This window comes from Pseudomonas sp. GL_135 (genome assembly GCF_057834665.1).
The window spans coordinates 4118506-4135246 of the sequence record NZ_CM174408.1; the positions used below are offsets into that span (position 1 = coordinate 4118506).

Annotated in this window: 10 protein-coding genes; 6 read left to right on the top strand and 4 right to left on the bottom strand. The window is 61.9% G+C overall.

Annotated elements, in window-relative coordinates:
• Positions 1-137: 137 nt before the first annotated feature.
• Together AC3ISG_RS18320 and recQ are read right to left on the bottom strand one after the other, a co-directional pair.
• Positions 138-572 carry a MarR family transcriptional regulator gene (locus tag AC3ISG_RS18320; RefSeq protein ID WP_122537522.1) on the bottom strand — a complete coding sequence of 145 codons (435 nt, stop codon included), beginning with the start codon at positions 570-572 and terminating at the stop codon, positions 138-140.
• A 178-nt stretch (positions 573-750) separates the two neighbouring features.
• Entirely contained in the window at positions 751-2877 is a 2127-nt protein-coding gene (gene recQ, locus AC3ISG_RS18325; protein WP_489297630.1) for a DNA helicase RecQ, read from the bottom strand.
• A 210-nt stretch (positions 2878-3087) separates the two neighbouring features.
• On the opposite strand from recQ, the gene AC3ISG_RS18330 reads away from it, so the two are divergent.
• Complete coding sequence (locus AC3ISG_RS18330; protein ID WP_122537520.1) at positions 3088-3675, top strand: UPF0149 family protein; 588 nt, start codon at positions 3088-3090, stop codon at positions 3673-3675.
• Between the two features lie 75 nt (positions 3676-3750).
• Here the strand turns inward: AC3ISG_RS18330 and pap are convergent, their stop codons facing one another.
• Together pap and AC3ISG_RS18340 are read right to left on the bottom strand one after the other, a co-directional pair.
• The gene (gene pap / locus AC3ISG_RS18335; RefSeq protein ID WP_122537519.1) at positions 3751-5253 is read right to left on the bottom strand and encodes a polyphosphate:AMP phosphotransferase; all 1503 of its coding nucleotides are present in this window, start codon (positions 5251-5253) and stop codon (positions 3751-3753) included.
• Positions 5254-5410: 157 nt separating this feature from the next.
• Positions 5411-9709: a dermonecrotic toxin domain-containing protein gene (locus tag AC3ISG_RS18340; RefSeq protein WP_489297631.1), complete on the bottom strand. Its 4299-nt coding sequence runs from the start codon at positions 9707-9709 to the stop codon at positions 5411-5413.
• A gap of 136 nt (positions 9710-9845) precedes the next feature.
• Here AC3ISG_RS18340 and mnmC point away from each other — a divergent pair, with 136 nt between their 5' ends.
• The 5 genes from mnmC (at position 9846) to AC3ISG_RS18365 (ending at position 16614) form a co-directional block, all read left to right on the top strand.
• Positions 9846-11864 (top strand): bifunctional tRNA (5-methylaminomethyl-2-thiouridine)(34)-methyltransferase MnmC2/FAD-dependent 5-carboxymethylaminomethyl-2-thiouridine(34) oxidoreductase MnmC1, encoded by a 2019-nt coding sequence (mnmC, locus tag AC3ISG_RS18345; protein ID WP_489297632.1) that lies wholly within the window; start codon positions 9846-9848, stop codon positions 11862-11864.
• 149 nt (positions 11865-12013) lie between these two features.
• Complete coding sequence (locus tag AC3ISG_RS18350; RefSeq protein ID WP_489297633.1) at positions 12014-12682, top strand: ABC transporter ATP-binding protein; 669 nt, start codon at positions 12014-12016, stop codon at positions 12680-12682.
• A 1-nt stretch (position 12683) separates the two neighbouring features.
• On the top strand, positions 12684-15164 hold the full coding sequence (locus AC3ISG_RS18355) for an ABC transporter permease (protein ID WP_489297634.1): 2481 nt from the start codon (positions 12684-12686) through the stop codon (positions 15162-15164).
• Positions 15154-16251, top strand: coding sequence for a lipocalin-like domain-containing protein (locus tag AC3ISG_RS18360; protein WP_489297635.1), 1098 nt, complete (start codon positions 15154-15156; stop codon positions 16249-16251). The genes AC3ISG_RS18355 and AC3ISG_RS18360 overlap by 11 nt, the downstream gene beginning before the upstream one ends.
• Before the next feature lie 135 nt (positions 16252-16386).
• Complete coding sequence (locus tag AC3ISG_RS18365; RefSeq protein WP_122537513.1) at positions 16387-16614, top strand: hypothetical protein; 228 nt, start codon at positions 16387-16389, stop codon at positions 16612-16614.
• The last annotated feature ends 127 nt before the right edge of the window (positions 16615-16741 follow it).

The following is a 16741-nucleotide window of genomic DNA, read 5'->3' on the forward strand; positions in this document are numbered from 1 at the left end:
CCTTTTGAAGACGAGGCAGGCGTCCCTGCACATTCGGTACGCCCGGACACGTCATCCGGGCAGCATCAGTATGGGTGCAAATAGAACAGGATGTTTCGCCCGCATCAATGTATTTGTCGCGGGCGTTCGCGCGGTTTTCAGGATTTTTCGAGATTCGCCAGGATTTTCGAATGAACGCGCATGCACAGGTGCAGTTCTTCCTCGTCGATGCCGGCAAAAAGCTCGTGACGCAAGGCCGTGGCGATGGTTTCGATTTTCTCGATCAGGGGCCGTGCGGGGTCACAGAGGACGATCTTTTTCGCTCGACGATCTTCGAGCACCGCCTGCCTGAGCACCAGTCCCTGATTTTCCAGACTGTCCAGCAACCGGGCCAGGGTCGGGCCTTCAACGCCTACGCTCTGGGCCAGTTCACGTTGGGTCGGCGGCGTCTTGAAACGTGCCAGATGCAGTAAAACCAGCCAGCGCGCCTGGGACAATCCCAGATCAGCCAGCCGGCGATCCAGCTCCGCACGCCAGCCCCGGGACATATGGGCCAGCTGCATGCCAAAGCGGTGTTCTTCGGTTAACGGCATAGGTAACTCGACGGTTAAAGGCAATTCCTAATTAATAGGCAGCTAACCATGGAGCCCGGCAGGAGGCAAGCGCCTGAGCGCGGTGATTCGTCGCAGAGGCTGAGAGGGGCCGGGATGCGGCGGGTATGCCTTGGGGTTGCTTGAATGCGGGCGCGCCGTGCGCCGCGATGGCGGCGGGTTAAACTTCAAACTCCGACTGCAGCGCCGCGCGCACGCAATACAGCACGCCTTCGGGAACGCGGCCGGTAAACAGTTCGGCAATGGCGGTGACAGGGGGCAGTTCGCCTTCACCGTCGAGGAATGCGTCCTGAATCTCGGTCATCATGTCTTCGGGGAGGTCCAGCGCCTGATCCAGTGAAAGTTGCTGTTTGCCAATGGCTTCGGCGAGCATCGTGTAGACGTTTTTCTCCGAGCATTGCAGTTGACCGGCGATCTGCATCGGGGTCATGCCGGCGCGGGCGAGGCTGATAAGCTCATGCCGCACATCGGCGACCACACGCGGCGCCGGTGCCGCACCGCCGAGCACTTCAAGAAATGCCTCACCGTAACGCTCCAGCTTGCGCGCGCCCACCCCGCTGACCCGGCCCATTTCGGCCATGGTCCCCGGCTGGCTGCGCAGCATTTCGAGCAGAGTCGAATCCGGGAAGATGACGTAAGGCGGCACGCCATGTTCCTCCGCCAGCTTGCGCCGCAAGGCACGTAGCGCTTCCCACTGTTCGCGCTCTTCGCCGCGCACCAGTTGGCTCGCCGGGCTGCCGGAGGCTTTCGCGGTGGTCTGCGGTTTCAAGTCACGGCGCAGTTGCAAAGTGACTTCGCCACGCAACAGCGGCCGACACGTGTCGCTCAGGCGCAAGCCGCCGTAGCCTTCCAGGTCAATGTCGGCCAGACCACGGGCCACCAGTTGTCGGAACAATGAACGCCACTCGCCTTCGCTGCGGCTCTTGCCGACACCGAACACCGCCAGCTTCTGGTGACCGAAGCTCTGCACCTTGTCGTTTTCCTTGCCCAGCAAGACGTCGACCAGATGCCCTACGCCGTAGCGCTGGCCAGTCCGATAGATCGCTGAAAGCGCCTGTCTCGCAGGCTCGGTGGCGTCCCAGGTCTGCACGCCGTCGACGCAGTTGTCACAATGCCCACAGGGGTTGGGCATGATTTCGTCGAAGTAGGCCAGCAGCGACTGACGTCGGCAGCGGGTTTCTTCACACAGCGCCAGCATTGCGTCGAGCTTGTGCTGCTCGACGCGCTTGTGGCGCTCATCGCCTTCGGAGTTTTGCAGCATTTGCTTGAGCATCAGCACATCTTGCAAACCGTACGCCATCCACGCATCGGCCGGCAGACCGTCCCGCCCTGCCCGGCCGGTCTCCTGATAATAGGCTTCCAGCGATTTGGGCAGATCCATGTGCGCCACGAACCGCACGTTGGGTTTATCGATGCCCATGCCGAACGCGATCGTGGCGACCATGATCAGCCCTTCCTCATTGAGGAAGCGCCGTTGATTGCCGGAGCGGGTTTCGATGGGCAAACCGGCGTGGTACGGCAGCGCCGGGTAGCCGTTGTCGCTGAGGAACGCTGCGGTCTCTTCTACCTTCTTTCGCGACAGGCAATAGACGATGCCGGCGTCGCTGCGCCGCTCGGACAGAAACGCCAGCAGCTGCTTGCGCGGCTGTTCCTTGGGCACGATGCGGTAAAAAATATTCGGGCGGTCGAAGCTCGACAAAAATCGCTCGGCGTTCTGCAAGTGCAGACGCTCGACGATCTCTTCACGGGTGCGCTTGTCGGCCGTGGCCGTCAGGGCAATGCGCGGCACATCCGGAAACAGCTCCGCCAGTTGCCCCAGTTGCAGGTATTCCGGACGGAAATCATGACCCCATTGCGACACGCAGTGGGCTTCGTCGATGGCGAACAGGGCAATGTTGAGGTTCTGCAAAAACGACAGCATGCGCGGCTGGACCAGACGTTCCGGCGCCAGGTACAGCATCTTGATTTCGCCCAGACGAATGCGGTTGGCGAGGTCGCGCTGCTGCTCGGCGCTGAGGGTGGAGTTGAGCGCTGCGGCTGAAACACCGAGTTCTTCAAGCGTTGCGACCTGATCGTCCATCAACGCGATGAGCGGCGAAACCACCACCGCGAGGCCATCGCGCAGCAGACCGGGCACCTGGAAGCACAGGGACTTGCCGCCGCCGGTGGGCATCAGCACCAATGCATCACCGCCACTGGCCACGCGCTCGATAATGGCACCCTGGCGACCACGGAAGCTGTCGTAGCCGAAGATGTCTTTAAGTACGCGTTGAGCCTGGTCGAGCATAAATACCCCGGATGGTGCCGCAACAGCGGTCGATAATCGCTGTGAAAATCGCAAAACGCGGCAGTATACCGGAGCGCTCCGACAGATTGGACAGCGGCGACACCGGCGGTCGAAATTAACCGGAATAGTGATTCCAGTGGCCTCGCCGCTGGCGCCGGGCGGCCTCAGGGCCTAGAATTCAGCATCGTTTATTCCCAAGGTAGTCTGTCAATGTCCTTCGCTGAGCAATTACACCGCCTGCAAGCCTTCCTCGATGCCGATGAGCTGCATGACGAAGCGCTGGACTATGTAGCCGCCCACGGCTATCTGACCGCGCTGTCCATTTGCGCCGAAACCGTGCCGGACCGTGAGTGGATCGACGCACTGTTCGCCGAGCCGCCGCACTACACGGACGAAGCGCAACATCAGGAAATCGAAGCCACACTGATCCAGCTCAAAGCGCATATCGCTCGCCAACTGGCGTCGGACGAAGAGTTCGAATTGCCGTGCGACCTGGACCTGGGCGATGACCCCGACGACTCCGAGCTGCGCGGCTGGTGCATCGGCTTCATGGAAGGCGTGTTTCTGCGCGAGTCAGCCTGGTTCGAAAACGACGAAGAGGAAGTCAGCGAGATGCTGCTGCCGATCATGGTCGGTTCCGGTCTGTTCGACGAACAGCCAGAGTTTGCTGACATCGCTGCCGACGCCAACCTGATGGACGACATGATCGTGCAGATCCCGGAAGCGCTGACCGCCCTGTATCTGCTGCTGCAAGCCCCGGATGAAAAGCCGGCGATCCTCAAGCCTCGCCATCACTAAGCTCGACCATCAAGTCTCGGCGTTAGCGCATGAGAAACGTACGAGCCGACGCCGGCTCGTACGCCCCCTTCCCCGCTACTTGTGTTTCTTGTCACTCTTCTTGAATGCCGCCTCGATCGCTTCGTTGATCGTGCGCAGTACCTTGACCCGCGCCCAGCGTTTGTCGTTGGCCTCGACCAGCGTCCACGGCGCGATTTCAGTGCTGGTGCGATCCACCATGTCACTCACTGCCTCGCGATACAGCGGCCACTTGCTGCGGTTACGCCAGTCATCCTCGGTGATTTTGTGGCGTTTGAACGGCACCTTCTCCCTCGCCTGAAAACGCTCCAACTGGGTTTTGTCGTCGATCGCCAGCCAGAACTTCACCACCACAACCCCGAAGTCGGTGAGCTGCTCTTCGAAGTCGTTGATCTCGCTGTAGGCCCTTAACCAGTCAGCCTCGGAGCAGAAGCCTTCGACCCGCTCGACCAGCACCCGTCCATACCATGACCGGTCGAATACGGTGAACTTCCCGCGCGCCGGAATCTGCCGCCAGAACCGCCACAGATAAGGCTGAGCCAGTTCATCCTGACTGGGCGCGGCGATCGGCACGATGTGGTACTGCCTCGGATCGAGGGCGCCGGCTACCCGTTTGATCGCGCCGCCCTTGCCCGCTGCATCATTACCTTCGAACACCGCCACCAATGAGTGACGGCGCATGCGCTTGTCGCGCATGAGCCCGGAAAGCCGGGCCTGTTCGGTGATGAGTTGCTCGTCGTAGTCGTCCTTCTCCAGCGCCAGGGTCATGTCGAGGTTGTCGAGTAGGCTTAGCTCATTGCTGTTGTTGGGCAAAGGGCCGAGTCCGACTAGATGGGTCGCCCCTTCAGGCGTCTTCAGGGCGTTTTGCAAACCTTCGAGCAGCAAGCGGCCGACGGTCAGACTCCGGTAGTTCGGGTCGACGCCTTCGATGACGTGCCAGGGCGCGTAGTCGCGACTGGTGCGACGCAGCACGCGCTCGCCAAAACGCACAAAGCGGTCGTAGGTCTTCGATTGCTGCCAGTCCAGCGGGCTGATCCGCCAGCTGTGCAACGGGTCATCCTTGAGGGTTTTGAGGCGCAGCTTCATCTGCCGCTTGGACAGGTGAAACCAGAACTTGAAGATCACCGCGCCTTCGTCAACCAGCATCTTCTCCAGGCGCTCGGCGCCGTTAATGGCCTGATCCAGGACCGGGTCCTTGAACCGCTTGTGCACCCGCCCCTGGATCATCTGGCTGTACCAGTTCCCGAAAAACACGCCCATGCGGCCCTTCGGCGGCAACTGGCGCCAGTAACGCCAGACCGGCGGATGGGCCAGCTCTTCATCGGTTTGCTGATCGAAGGTGCGCACTTCGATGTAACGCGGGTCCATCCATTCGTTGAGCAATTTGACGGTTTCGCCCTTGCCGGCGCCTTCGATGCCGTTGATCAACACGATGATCTGGCGCTTGCCTTGCTCATGCAGCTCGTACTGAGCCTCCAGTAGCGCTTCGCGCAGGGCCGGGACTTCAGCGTCGTAGGTTTCGTCGTCGATGGTGTGGCCGATTTCAGCGGATTCGAACATGCAGGGCTCCCTTAAGGATCGCTCAAGACTAGCAGGCGACAGGCGGCGTCGATGCAGGTTATGACCGCCAATCGCTGCGATGGATCACTGCATCGAGAAACATTCGGTTGCAGTAGCACCGAGGCGGCGGCATCACGCGTCCACCTCGATGCGCGGGTTACCAGCCCGCGCGGTACAGATCCGTCAATTGGGTGAGCAGCAGCGTTTCGGCCGCTTCGCGCTCGGCGATCAGCGCCAGGCCCTGTCGATGGTACTCGTCGGGATCAACCGGCGGATGATCCTCCAGCGCCGCCATACGGGTGCGCACTGGCGCAGTGGCCGCAGCCAGTGCCGGCGCATGCTCGGAGCGCAAACGCGCGTTCCACTGCCGGTCACTGACGGCAAACTGCAGGAAAGCCGGGCCGCGTTCCGCCTCCAGCACCTGGCGACTGGCATCCAGCAATGCTCCACGATCAACTGCCGCCAGTCGCGCCCAGACCATGCGGTAAGGCTGGCCGGGCAGCCCGAGCTCATCCGCGAGCCCGACGCGGTAGGCCAGTCGCACCTCGGCATGATCCAGCGCCATGCCAAGGGCTTCGCGCCGGGCAATCTCCGCATCCGCAATCGCCTGCACTTCGTTAAGGCGAAAAAGCTGACGGAGAACACCCAGCAACGCATCCGTGCGTTGGCTTTCTGCAACGCCCTGCAGCGATCCATGGCTGTAAACCGCGACCTGAATATCACTGAAAATCAGACGCGCACCGTCCTGGCAGGTCTGATTGGCTCCGAACAAGCGGTCGTTGGCCATGACCTCGATCTGCCCGCGCAGCACGGCATCCTGCGCGGTCGTTTCCAGGACCGTGAGCACCTCACTGGCAAGCTCGGCGTGGAACTGGCGGAAGTCCGGGGTTTGCCTCAAACGTTGCAACAACATTAAAAGATGAGGCGCATCGGCGGCTTGTTCAACTTGCGCCCAGGCCGCGAGCAACCGCTGATTCAGCACATCCTCGCCCGGGCGCAACCACGCCTGCGCGGAGGGTCTGCCAGCCCTCGCGCTCGGACCCGCGCGGTGGCCATGGGACTCGGATTCGTCGTCCGATGCCTCGGAATCTGTGTCCATCGGCGCGCCTTCTACATGGATCTCGCGAATGTCTTCGGGAAAATCGTAGTCGAGCTGGTAGCGATGACCGTAGCCGGTGTCGTTGCGCCAGTAATCCTCAAGGGCCTGATGGGTAAACGGGTTGTTGTAGGCGTAGATCACCGTGTGCCGGCTGTCGTCCATGGGGTTTTCGATGACTTCGGGCGGGATGTCGGTGATCTGGTTGTCACTGATGTCCAGCTCGCCAAGCCCCAGCGTATGGGTCCACTCCGGCCATTGAGTGAGGCCTGTGTTATTGATCCAGAGGGTCGATAGGTTAAAGCGGCTGGTGTCGGTGAATTCACCCAACTGGCTGCCGGCCAGACTCAGGGAGTTCAGCGCAGGCATATCCATCAACGTATTCATGGCGGGCTGGTCCAGCGTCCACGACATATTTTCCAGCGTCAGATGATGCAAAGACTGAAACTGCGGCAAGACGTCCGGAACCGCGGTGAAGCTGCCGCGAACGTTCAAATGGGTCATGTTCGGGAAATTGGCCAGAAAAGCATTGGCAGCGCCCGTATCAAACTGCACGTTATTGAGCTCGATCTGCGTAATGTCGGCATAGAAGCCATGCAACGGCGGTAAGTCCGGCATTGCCAGGTATTCGAGCGTCAGCCAATGGGTACCCCGGGGTGCGTCATCATGGCTGTAGCGCCACGCCCGACCCAGCGCATTGGCGACCCGGCGCCGCGCCAGACGTTCGCCGTCGTTGAGCAACACGCTGATATCGTCGGCCTCAGCCCAGGCGATCAGGCTCATGTGCAATTGGTCGTAGGCGACAGCGCGTGCACGCGTCGCGCTCAGCAGTTGTTCCACTGATCGCCCCCGTCGCGTCATGGCCTGCACTTGGGCCGCCAGCTCGACGCTTTCCGGGTAGAGGTGCGTCATTGCCTGAATCAATTGCTGTTGAATCGCACGTTCAGCCACAGGCAACCCCCGCCCGCTGAGTGGATAACCGATGCGCCCGTCAAGCAAGCGCTGCGGGGGCCTGAACTCGGTCGGTAACGTCCATTGCCCCAATTGCTCGGCCGCCCATTTCGGTTGCGACCGGACCCAGTTGAAGACACGGCGCTTGAAGGCGCGCACGCCGGTCTGCGGGTCGTTGAGCCCCATCGCCTCGCAACTGCTCTCCGGCAGCGCGCGCAACAGCGCGGAGAACAGACTGCCTTTTTTCTCCGGTGCCTCAGAGCCATCTACCTGAAAGCCTTTGTCGCCCTTGATCAACACACGTTGTCGGGTGGCATTCTCGGCGCCGATGCTGTCAAGCAACGCACCGGTGGCGTCGCCGCTTCGTATTTCAATGCGCACATCGGCGGGCCATCCAGGAAACGTCGCGAGGCTGCGCAACGTCAGGCGCTGAAGATCATCATTGGCCGTACTGGGCGTCAGGAAAAAGCCTTCCAGCGCACGGCTCATGCGGGTCTGACGCAAATGCTCACGAACCTTTCCGGCGATTTCCAGCGGGATGCGCCGAGTGTTCAGCATCGCAACCCTCTGTTCGCCGGCGATCTCCGCGATCAGCTCTCGGCCTGCTGCCAGCGTAAGCGAGGGGAAATCCCGTCTGAGCAGGGTAATCAGCGGGTCGTTTGACTGCTCGGTGGCGAGGTAGGCCGCGTTGAAAGCATCAGCGGAATCTGCCGCCTGCTGACTCAGGCGAAAACGCTTGGCGGTATCGAGCAGCGCTGCCGGCGCAGGTTGATTGCCGATGTGCAATGCCGCGAGCTCTTCTTCGTCTACCCCGCTGACTGCCATTATCCGGCCAACGGCTTTGTCGTCGATGTCCGCGAGTTCCGGATGGAGGCGACGCAAGGCCACGCTCACGTCGGTCAGGCGCAGATGACCTGCTGCATTCCGGGCCGGAACGCTGCGTCGGATGAACGAAGGTGGCTGCGACGCCGCGGCTTCTGCCGCCATTGCGCCTGTTACGGCACCCGCGACACCCAGCGCCCCCATGAACGCCAGGTTTTGCGCGACATTGCCCAAGTGATTCAGTGCTTCATCCATCTCGCCATGGCGCCACGCGTCAATGCCTTCGAAGGTCTCGTCCAGCAATTGCGCGCCCGCGACGACCATCATGACTTCGCCAAGACCGGGAACGAATAGCGCGGCGATATTGAGCGCGTCCATGCCGTAGTCCAGCCAGTCAGCGAGGCGCTGGTCACGGGTTTTCTGGTCCTCGTCGTCAGTGGGGACCGCCAGCACGCGAGCGTCGTCTTTCAGTCGCAGCATTTTATGAAGATAGAAAACATCACCCAGCGCACCTCCGACCTCGATGGCTTCCAGATCGAGAAAAGCATTCTGATCCACCTCGGAAACGCTGATCAGCTGTCGGTGAAAACCTTTGCCACGGGCGACGCTGTGCAGGACATGGGGCGCCAGGCGCTCATGCAGCCGCTTGAAAAATGCGGCCTTGCTGCGCTCGGGGATGAAGCGGTCGAAATAGCGTTGATACGCCTCGGAGCGCAGTTTGGTCCGCAACGCCTGTGTGAAATGTTCGAGCGAGGGATAGGACTGGATAGCGCCATCGGCTTCACCAGGCAGGTACACCACGCAACGCGTCTGCTCGGAGGCTTTGAATAACAGCGGCCCGCGAAGCTTGCAGCCCAGCAGTTGCAGGGTAGACACCTCATCCGCAGGGCCGTAGGCGTCGAGCTGCAGCAACATCTGGTACTGCGCCTCATCAATGGCGCCCTTGAGGCGTGCAATGTGGGAGTCGACCCGCAAGGCCAGACGGGCGTGCTCGATAATGCGCGCCTTGATGTCATCGTTGCCCAGGCTACCGGGAACGTCCGGCCTCGCGACAGGGTGCAGTACATGATGCAGGTGCCGCTGATACTGGCCACCCAGGTCAAGCCGGCGGCACAGTTCGATGAAGCGACCGGGGCTTACGTTCAATGCATGAACGCTTTCTGGCCCCGCAGATGTGTCTGGCGTGCCGCCAAGGATGGCCGAGGTGCTTTCACGATCCGCTTCCATTGCCTCCACCGCTTCAAAATTTTGCAGGGCGGCAGCCAGGAGCGAACGCGTGCTGGAACGCTGCGGCGAAGCACGACCTGTGAGCCAGTCGCGCTGGAATCTGGCGTGGAAGAAGTGGTCGCGATCGACATCGAGACCCGGCCCGAACTCGGTGTCGAGGGCCTGGGTCAGCAACGGCCTGGCGAACGCCGGCAAGCCCTGAATGCGCTGGAGCACCTGATTGAGGTCTTCGCGGGCAGCCTGTGCGAGGGTCATGTCCTGGCGCAGTGCATCGCGCATGGCTGGCGTCGCCTGAATGAACCATTGCGGTAGCGTATTCTGAATAAATGAAGTCATGAGAGCCTGACTGGCGGTGTTCATCTTACGTCCTTGTTTCTGCGTGTGATCAAAGGCGCATAGATAAACAGGAACGCACCCGCAAAGTGGCATACATATGTAGTGCACGGCCCCCCGGGGGCTGGAGTAACATCGCCACCTCGCCCGTCCCGAGCCAAACATGACTACCATTGACCCCACCCAGATCGCCGGGATTGTCCACGGCCACGCGCAGATCGACTGGGACGAACACGGCAATCCGCATTCGCGGGTGTTCTCCGACGTCTATTTCTCGACCGAATCAGGTCTGGATGAAACCCGCCATGTGTTCCTGACCCAGAACGAGCTGCCCGAGCGCTTTGCCGCTTTGCCGGCGGGCGATCGGCTGATCATCGGCGAAACCGGCTTTGGTACCGGGCTGAATTTCCTGTGTGCCTGGCAGCTGTTCAACGCCAGCGCGGTCGCAGACGCACGACTGCATTTCGTCAGCGTCGAAAAATACCCGTTGAGCCGGGTTGATCTGCAGCGCGCGCTGAGTTTGTGGCCCGAGCTCAAGGCGCAAGCGGACCAGCTGCTGGTCCAATACGTGGCAGTCCATCAGGGCTTCCAGCGGCTGGTGTTCGATGGCGGCCGCGTCACGCTAACCTTGCTGATCGGCGACGCGCTGGACATGCTGCCGCAGCTCGACGGGCAGATCGACGCGTGGTTTCTCGACGGTTTCGCGCCCGCGAAAAACCCGGACATGTGGATGCCCGAGCTGTTCGCCGAGCTGGCGCGGCTGGCGGCACCGGGCTCGACCATCGGCACCTTTACCAGCACCGGCTGGGTGCGCAGGGCATTGAACGCAGCCGGTTTTAAAATGAAGCGCGTGCCGGGGATCGGGCATAAGTGGGAGGTGCTTAAGGGCCGCTTTATCGGCTGGCCCGCAGACGTGGCAACGCCCCCACGTGACAAGCCCTGGTTTGCCCGACCTCGTTCAATGCCCCGTTCACCGGACACCCCTCGCACAGCATTGGTCATCGGCGCAGGCCTGGCAGGCTGCGCCACCGCGTCGAGTCTGGCCGCGCGCGGTTGGCGCGTCAGTCTGCTGGAGCGCCACGGGGATCTGGCGCAAGAAGCATCGGGCAATCCACAAGGCGTGCTCTACCTGAAGCTTTCGGCCCACGGCACCGCGCTGTCGCAGCTGATCTTGAGCGGATTTGGTCACACGCGACGTTTGCTGGAGCGGCTGCAACGGGGCATCGACTGGGACGAATGCGGCGTGCTGCAGTTGGCCTTCGATGAAAAAGAGCGTGAGCGTCAGGCGCAACTCGCCGCGGCCTTTCCCGAGGATCTTCTGCATGTGCTGGAACGGGCTGACGCTGAGTCGCAGGCGGGTGTGGTGTTGAAGAGCGGCGGTTTGTTTTACCCGCAAGGTGGCTGGGTGCATCCGCCGGCGTTGTGTCGCGATCAGGCCAGCGCAAGCAACATTGAACTGCTAACCCACAGCGAGGTGATCGAGCTGCGGCGCGACGGCGTGCTGTGGCAAGCGTGGGATGGCGAGCGACTGTTGGCTTGCGCTCCCGTCGTCGTGCTGGCGGGGGCTGCCGAGATCAAACGCTTTCCTGCCAGCGCGGACCTGCCACTCAAGCGGATTCGCGGGCAGATCACTCGACTGACTGCAACCTCCGGAAGCCAGGCGTTGACGACTGTCGTGTGCGCCGAGGGTTACGTGGCGCCCGCGCGCGATGGCGAACATACGCTGGGCGCAAGCTTCGCTTTCAACAGCGATCACCTGACGCCGAGCACGGCTGAGCACCTCGGCAATCTCGAGTTGCTGCGGGAAATCTCCGAGGACCTCACCGAGCGGCTGAATGCCGACGCGCTGCCCGCCGAGGAGTTGCAAGGTCGCGCCGCGTTTCGCTGCACCAGCCCGGATTACCTGCCCATCATCGGGCCGCTCGCGGACCGGGCAGCATTCCTTGAAACGTACGCCGTGCTGCGCAAGGACGCGCGCCGGACGCCGGATACCGAATGCCCATGGCTCGACGGTTTGTATGTAAACAGCGGTCACGGCTCTCGCGGCCTGATCACTGCGCCGCTGTCAGGCGAACTGATCGCCGCCTGGCTGAATGACGAACCGCTGCCACTGCCGCGAAGCGTGGCCGAAGCCTGTCACCCCAACCGATTCGCGCTGCGCGGGCTGATTCGAGGGAAATAGAAAAGCCTGCGGTATCGGCTGTCCAGGCGCCCGCCGCCGCTATCCGACGCAACTTCTTCCTCCTTCCGAAGATCCACTGCTTCGCCAGCTACATCGGCTCCGGCCAAACCGTTATCCTCCAGCCCATCCCTCCATTCAGGTGCGTGTCGATGCTGCAAGTCCAGGGTGTGTTCAAGAGCTATGCCACGGCCCAGGGCCCATTGGCTGTTTTGCGTGGAGCGGACCTGCAACTGAATCAGGGCGGCAGTCTGGCGTTGATGGGTGAGTCCGGCAGCGGCAAGAGCACACTTCTGCATCTGGTGGCCGGTCTGGACCACGTGGACAAGGGCAGCATCGAGATCGCCGGACAGCGTCTCGACCAGATGAACGAGGCGCAACTGGCCAACTGGCGACGCACGGAAATCGGTCTGGTGTTCCAGCAGTTCAACCTCATCGGCAGTCTGAAGGTCGAGGACAACCTGGCATTTCAGGCGCGTCTGGCGGGACGTTATCAGCCTGAATGGCAGGCTGAACTCACTGAGCGACTGGGCTTGGGCGCGCTGCTCAAGCGCTACCCCGAACAGCTGTCCGGCGGTCAGCAGCAGCGCGTTGCGATTGGCCGGGCACTCGCCTCGCGCCCAGCCCTGCTGCTCGCTGACGAACCCACCGGCAACCTGGACGAAGCCACCAGCGATGAAGTGCTGCAGTTGCTGCTTGACCTCCTGGGCGACAGCACCACCAGCCTGTTGATGGTGACTCACAGCCCGAGGGTGGCGGCGCGATTGCAGCGTCAGGCCGTGCTGCACCTGGGTAGGCTGGTCAGCGAAGGCGAACGCTGAGATGGCGGTCTTCTACTGGACGTTGAAAGCACTGCTGAGCCACTGGCGGCGCCATCCCGTGCAGTTTTTCAGCGTGCTCACCGGCCTGTGGCTGGCAACCAGCCTGCTCACCGGCGTGCAGGCGCTGAACAGCCAGGCCCGTGAAAGCTACGCCAAGGCCAGTCAGATGATCGGCGGCGAGCCCCAGAAAATTCTGGTCTCGACCAACGGCGCCAACTTTTCCCAGGACCTGTTCGTGACCCTGCGCCGCGCCGGCTGGCCGGTCTCACCTGCATTGCGCGGTCGTGTAAACCTAAAGCAAGCGCCGGAGCAGCGTTTGACGGTGCTCGGCATAGAGCCGGTCTCGCTGCCAGTGAACACCGCGCTGGCGGGGCAATCGCTGGACACCGAGCAGATCGTCGACTTCTTCACACCTCCCGGCACCACCTGGATTTCACCGCAGACCCTCGCGGCCCTCGGCCTGCATGAAGGGCAGCAGCCGGTCATCGACTCCGGCAAGGTGCTGCCCCCCTTGCGTGCGAAAACGGACATGGCGCCGGGCGTGCTACTCATGGACATAGGCTTCGCCCAGCAGCTGCTCAATCAGCCGAATCAGATCTCGCGACTGGTGCTGCCAAAGGATTTTGCCGATAACGCCCCTGCGTTGCCCGCCGAGCTGAATGGCGAGCTGGTACTGCGCAAAAGTGGCGAAGACAACGACTTGGGCAGGCTGACAGAGAGCTTCCACCTGAACCTCGACGCGCTGGGTTTCCTGTCATTCGTGGTCGGCCTGTTCATCGTGCATGCGGCGATTGGTCTGGCACTTGAACAGCGTCGCGGGCTGCTGCGCAACCTGCGCGCCTGCGGGGTTAGCGCGCGTGGGTTGATGGTGAGTCTGGTGGTCGAGCTCGGCGTGCTGGCCTTACTCGGCGGCATCGCCGGCGTCATCAGTGGTTACTGGCTGGCGAGCGCGCTGTTGCCCGATGTCGCGGCGAGTCTGCGCGGGCTGTACGGGGCTGAAGTCGCCGGGCATCTGAACCTGAGCATCTGGTGGTGGATGAGTGGTCTGGGCGTCAGTCTGCTCGGCGCGTTTCTCGCAGGCGCCAGCAGCCTGCTGCGTGCCGCGCGCCTGCCTTTGCTGGCGCTGGCCAATGCCCAGGCGTGGCATGAAACCCACGCCAAATGGCTGCGACGGCAAGGCTGGGTCGCCGGGATTTCAGCGCTGATTGCGGTATTAGCCGGGCTGTTTGGCGATAGCCTGGCGCTGGGCTTCGTGTTGATGGCAAGTCTCCTGCTGAGCGCGGCGCTGGGCCTGCCAGTGCTGCTCAATCTGCTGCTCAACGCACTGTTGGGCAGGAGCCGCTCGGTGCTGGGGCAGTGGTTTCTCGCTGACTGCCGCCAGCAACTGCCGGCCCTGAGTCTGGCGCTGATGGCCCTGTTACTGGCCATGGCCGCCAACATCGGCGCGGGCAGCATGACGTCGGGGTTCCGCCAGACATTCACTCACTGGCTGGAACAACGCCTCAGCGCAGAGCTGTATATCAATCCGCAGAATCCGGCCCAGGCCGCACCCTTGCAGCAGTGGCTGAGCCAGCAACCGCTGACGTCAGCGGTGCTGCCCAACTGGCAGGTTTCAGTGCAACTGCATGGTTGGCCAGCCGAGCTGTATGGCGTGATTGACCATCCGCACTATCGCCAGCACTGGCCGCTGCTGGAATCGGCGAGCGGGGATGCGTGGAAGCAACTGGCGCAGGAAGACACGCTGATGCTCAGCGAGCAACTGGCGCGCCGTCTGGACGTCAGCGTTGGCGATGAAGTCAAACTGCCCGCGCCGGACGGGCCGTGGCCGCTGCGCGTTGTCGGTATTTACGCCGACTACGGCAACCCCAAGGGCCACATGCTGGTGAACGCTGACCACCTGCTTAAACACTGGCCGCAACTGACGCCCAACCGCTTCAATCTGCGCATCGATCCCAAAGCTATCCCGCAGCTGCTACGTGTGCTGCACAACAAATTCACCATCGACGACAACCGCATCGTCGATCAGATCCAGCTCAAGGCCTGGTCGCAGCAGGTTTTCGAACGAACCTTCGCCGCCACCGCCGCTTTGAACAGCCTGACGTTGATGGTCGCTGGTGTCGCCCTCTTCATCAGCTTGCTGACCCAGAGCCAGAGCCGCCTCGCGCAACTGGCGCCGTTATGGGCGCTGGGTGTGACGCGGCGGCAATTGATGCTGCTCAATCTGGCGCAAACATGGTTGCTGGCGGTGCTGACGCTGGTGCTGGCGATTCCGCTGGGGCTGTTGCTGGCGTGGTGCCTGGACGCTGTGATCAACGTGCAAGCCTTCGGCTGGCGCCTGCCACTGCAGGTGTTCCCCATGCAGCTACTGCGCCTGACGCTGTTGGCGATGCTTGCCACGCTGCTGGCCTCGGCGTGGCCGCTCTACCGTTTGTACCGTACCCGCCCCGCCGATTTGCTGAGGACTTTCGCCAATGAAGGTTAAGGCCCTGATCCTCTTCGCTGGGCTACTGCTCATCACGCTGCTGAGCGGCTGCGATGAAAAGCCCGAGGAAGAGAAAGGCTTCGCCGGCCTTGCCGACGACGCTTCAAGCTACGCACAGGTAACGCCGGACAGGCATTTCGCTTTTCCCGACGACCACGGCCCCCACGATGACTTCCGCATCGAGTGGTGGTACGTCACCGCCAATCTCAAGGATGCCGACGGCCAGTCGTTTGGCGTGCAATGGACGCTGTTTCGCAACGCACTGCCCCGTGCGAAAGGCTTTCAGGGCGACGGCTCTGGCTGGAATAACCGCAACCTGTGGATGGGCCACGCGGCAGTGACGTCCCGAGACGACCATTTCGCAGCGGAACGCTACGCCCGTGGCGGCGTGCAGCAGGCCGATGTGACGCTGGCGCCGTTCGCAGCCTGGATCGATGACTGGTCCTTCACCAGCCAGTCTGCCAACAAGGACCCGCTGGCGGACATGCAGTTGCAGGCCAGCGGTCCGCAGTTCAACTATCGCCTGCACCTGAAAGCCACGAAGCCATTGGTGCTGCAAGGCAAACAGGGGTTCAGTCAGAAGTCCGAGCAGGGTCAGGCGTCGTACTACTACAGCCAGCCGTTTTTTCAGGCGGACGGCAGTATCGAGATTGACGGCAAAACCTATCAGGTGTCGGGGCCTGCATGGCTGGACCGGGAGTGGAGCAGCCAGCCGCTCACGGACAATCAGACAGGCTGGGACTGGTTCTCGCTGCATCTGGGGGATGGCACCGAAGTCATGCTGTATCGCATGCGGCAAAAGGACGGTGAGCCGTACCTGACCGGGACATGGATCAACGCCGATGGCAGCACCGAACAACTGGCGGCGAAGGACATAGAACTGGCGCCGGAAGACACCACTGACGTTGAAGGCCGCGACATCCCCACACGCTGGTCGGTGAAAATCCCGTCGAAGGCCGTGGACATTGCCGTCGAAGCGCTCAACTCGCAGGCATGGATGAACTTGGAAATCCCCTATTGGGAAGGGCCGGTCACCCTGAACGGTAGCCATGAGGGTGTGGGGTATCTGGAGATGACGGGCTACTGACACGCCGCCGCGACGGACCCTCAGAATCATCTAAAGTTTCCTGGCGGCTGCCGATAAACAAAGAATCGGACAGTGAACCCGATATCCCAACCCCGTCAGGCCAGGACGCCTGCTTCAATAGCGTCTGGAGCCTCGATGTCTACATTAAGCTTGAAAGATATGCAGCTGGATCTTGAAGATTCGGCGGCTTACTTTGACTCTCTGTCGCAATTCCTCGAAGGTCATGCCATCTACCTGAAGGCTCAGAGAGTTGTGTGTCGACAAGAGGACCTCATGCTCCTCGAAAGTCACGCCGGTAACCTTGCCAACTCGGTGAGGTACATCAAAACCGCAGCTTTACGGATCGCCAACCGCTCGCGTTGAGTCGGGCGAGATATGCGCTTCCCAGACATCACGTGGGCAGCGCTTCTTGAACCTGTGAGCGCGTCGGCACCCCACGAAAAACCTCGTCGGTGATTAAAAACCCGGCCGCACCTCCCTCGCCTGCAAT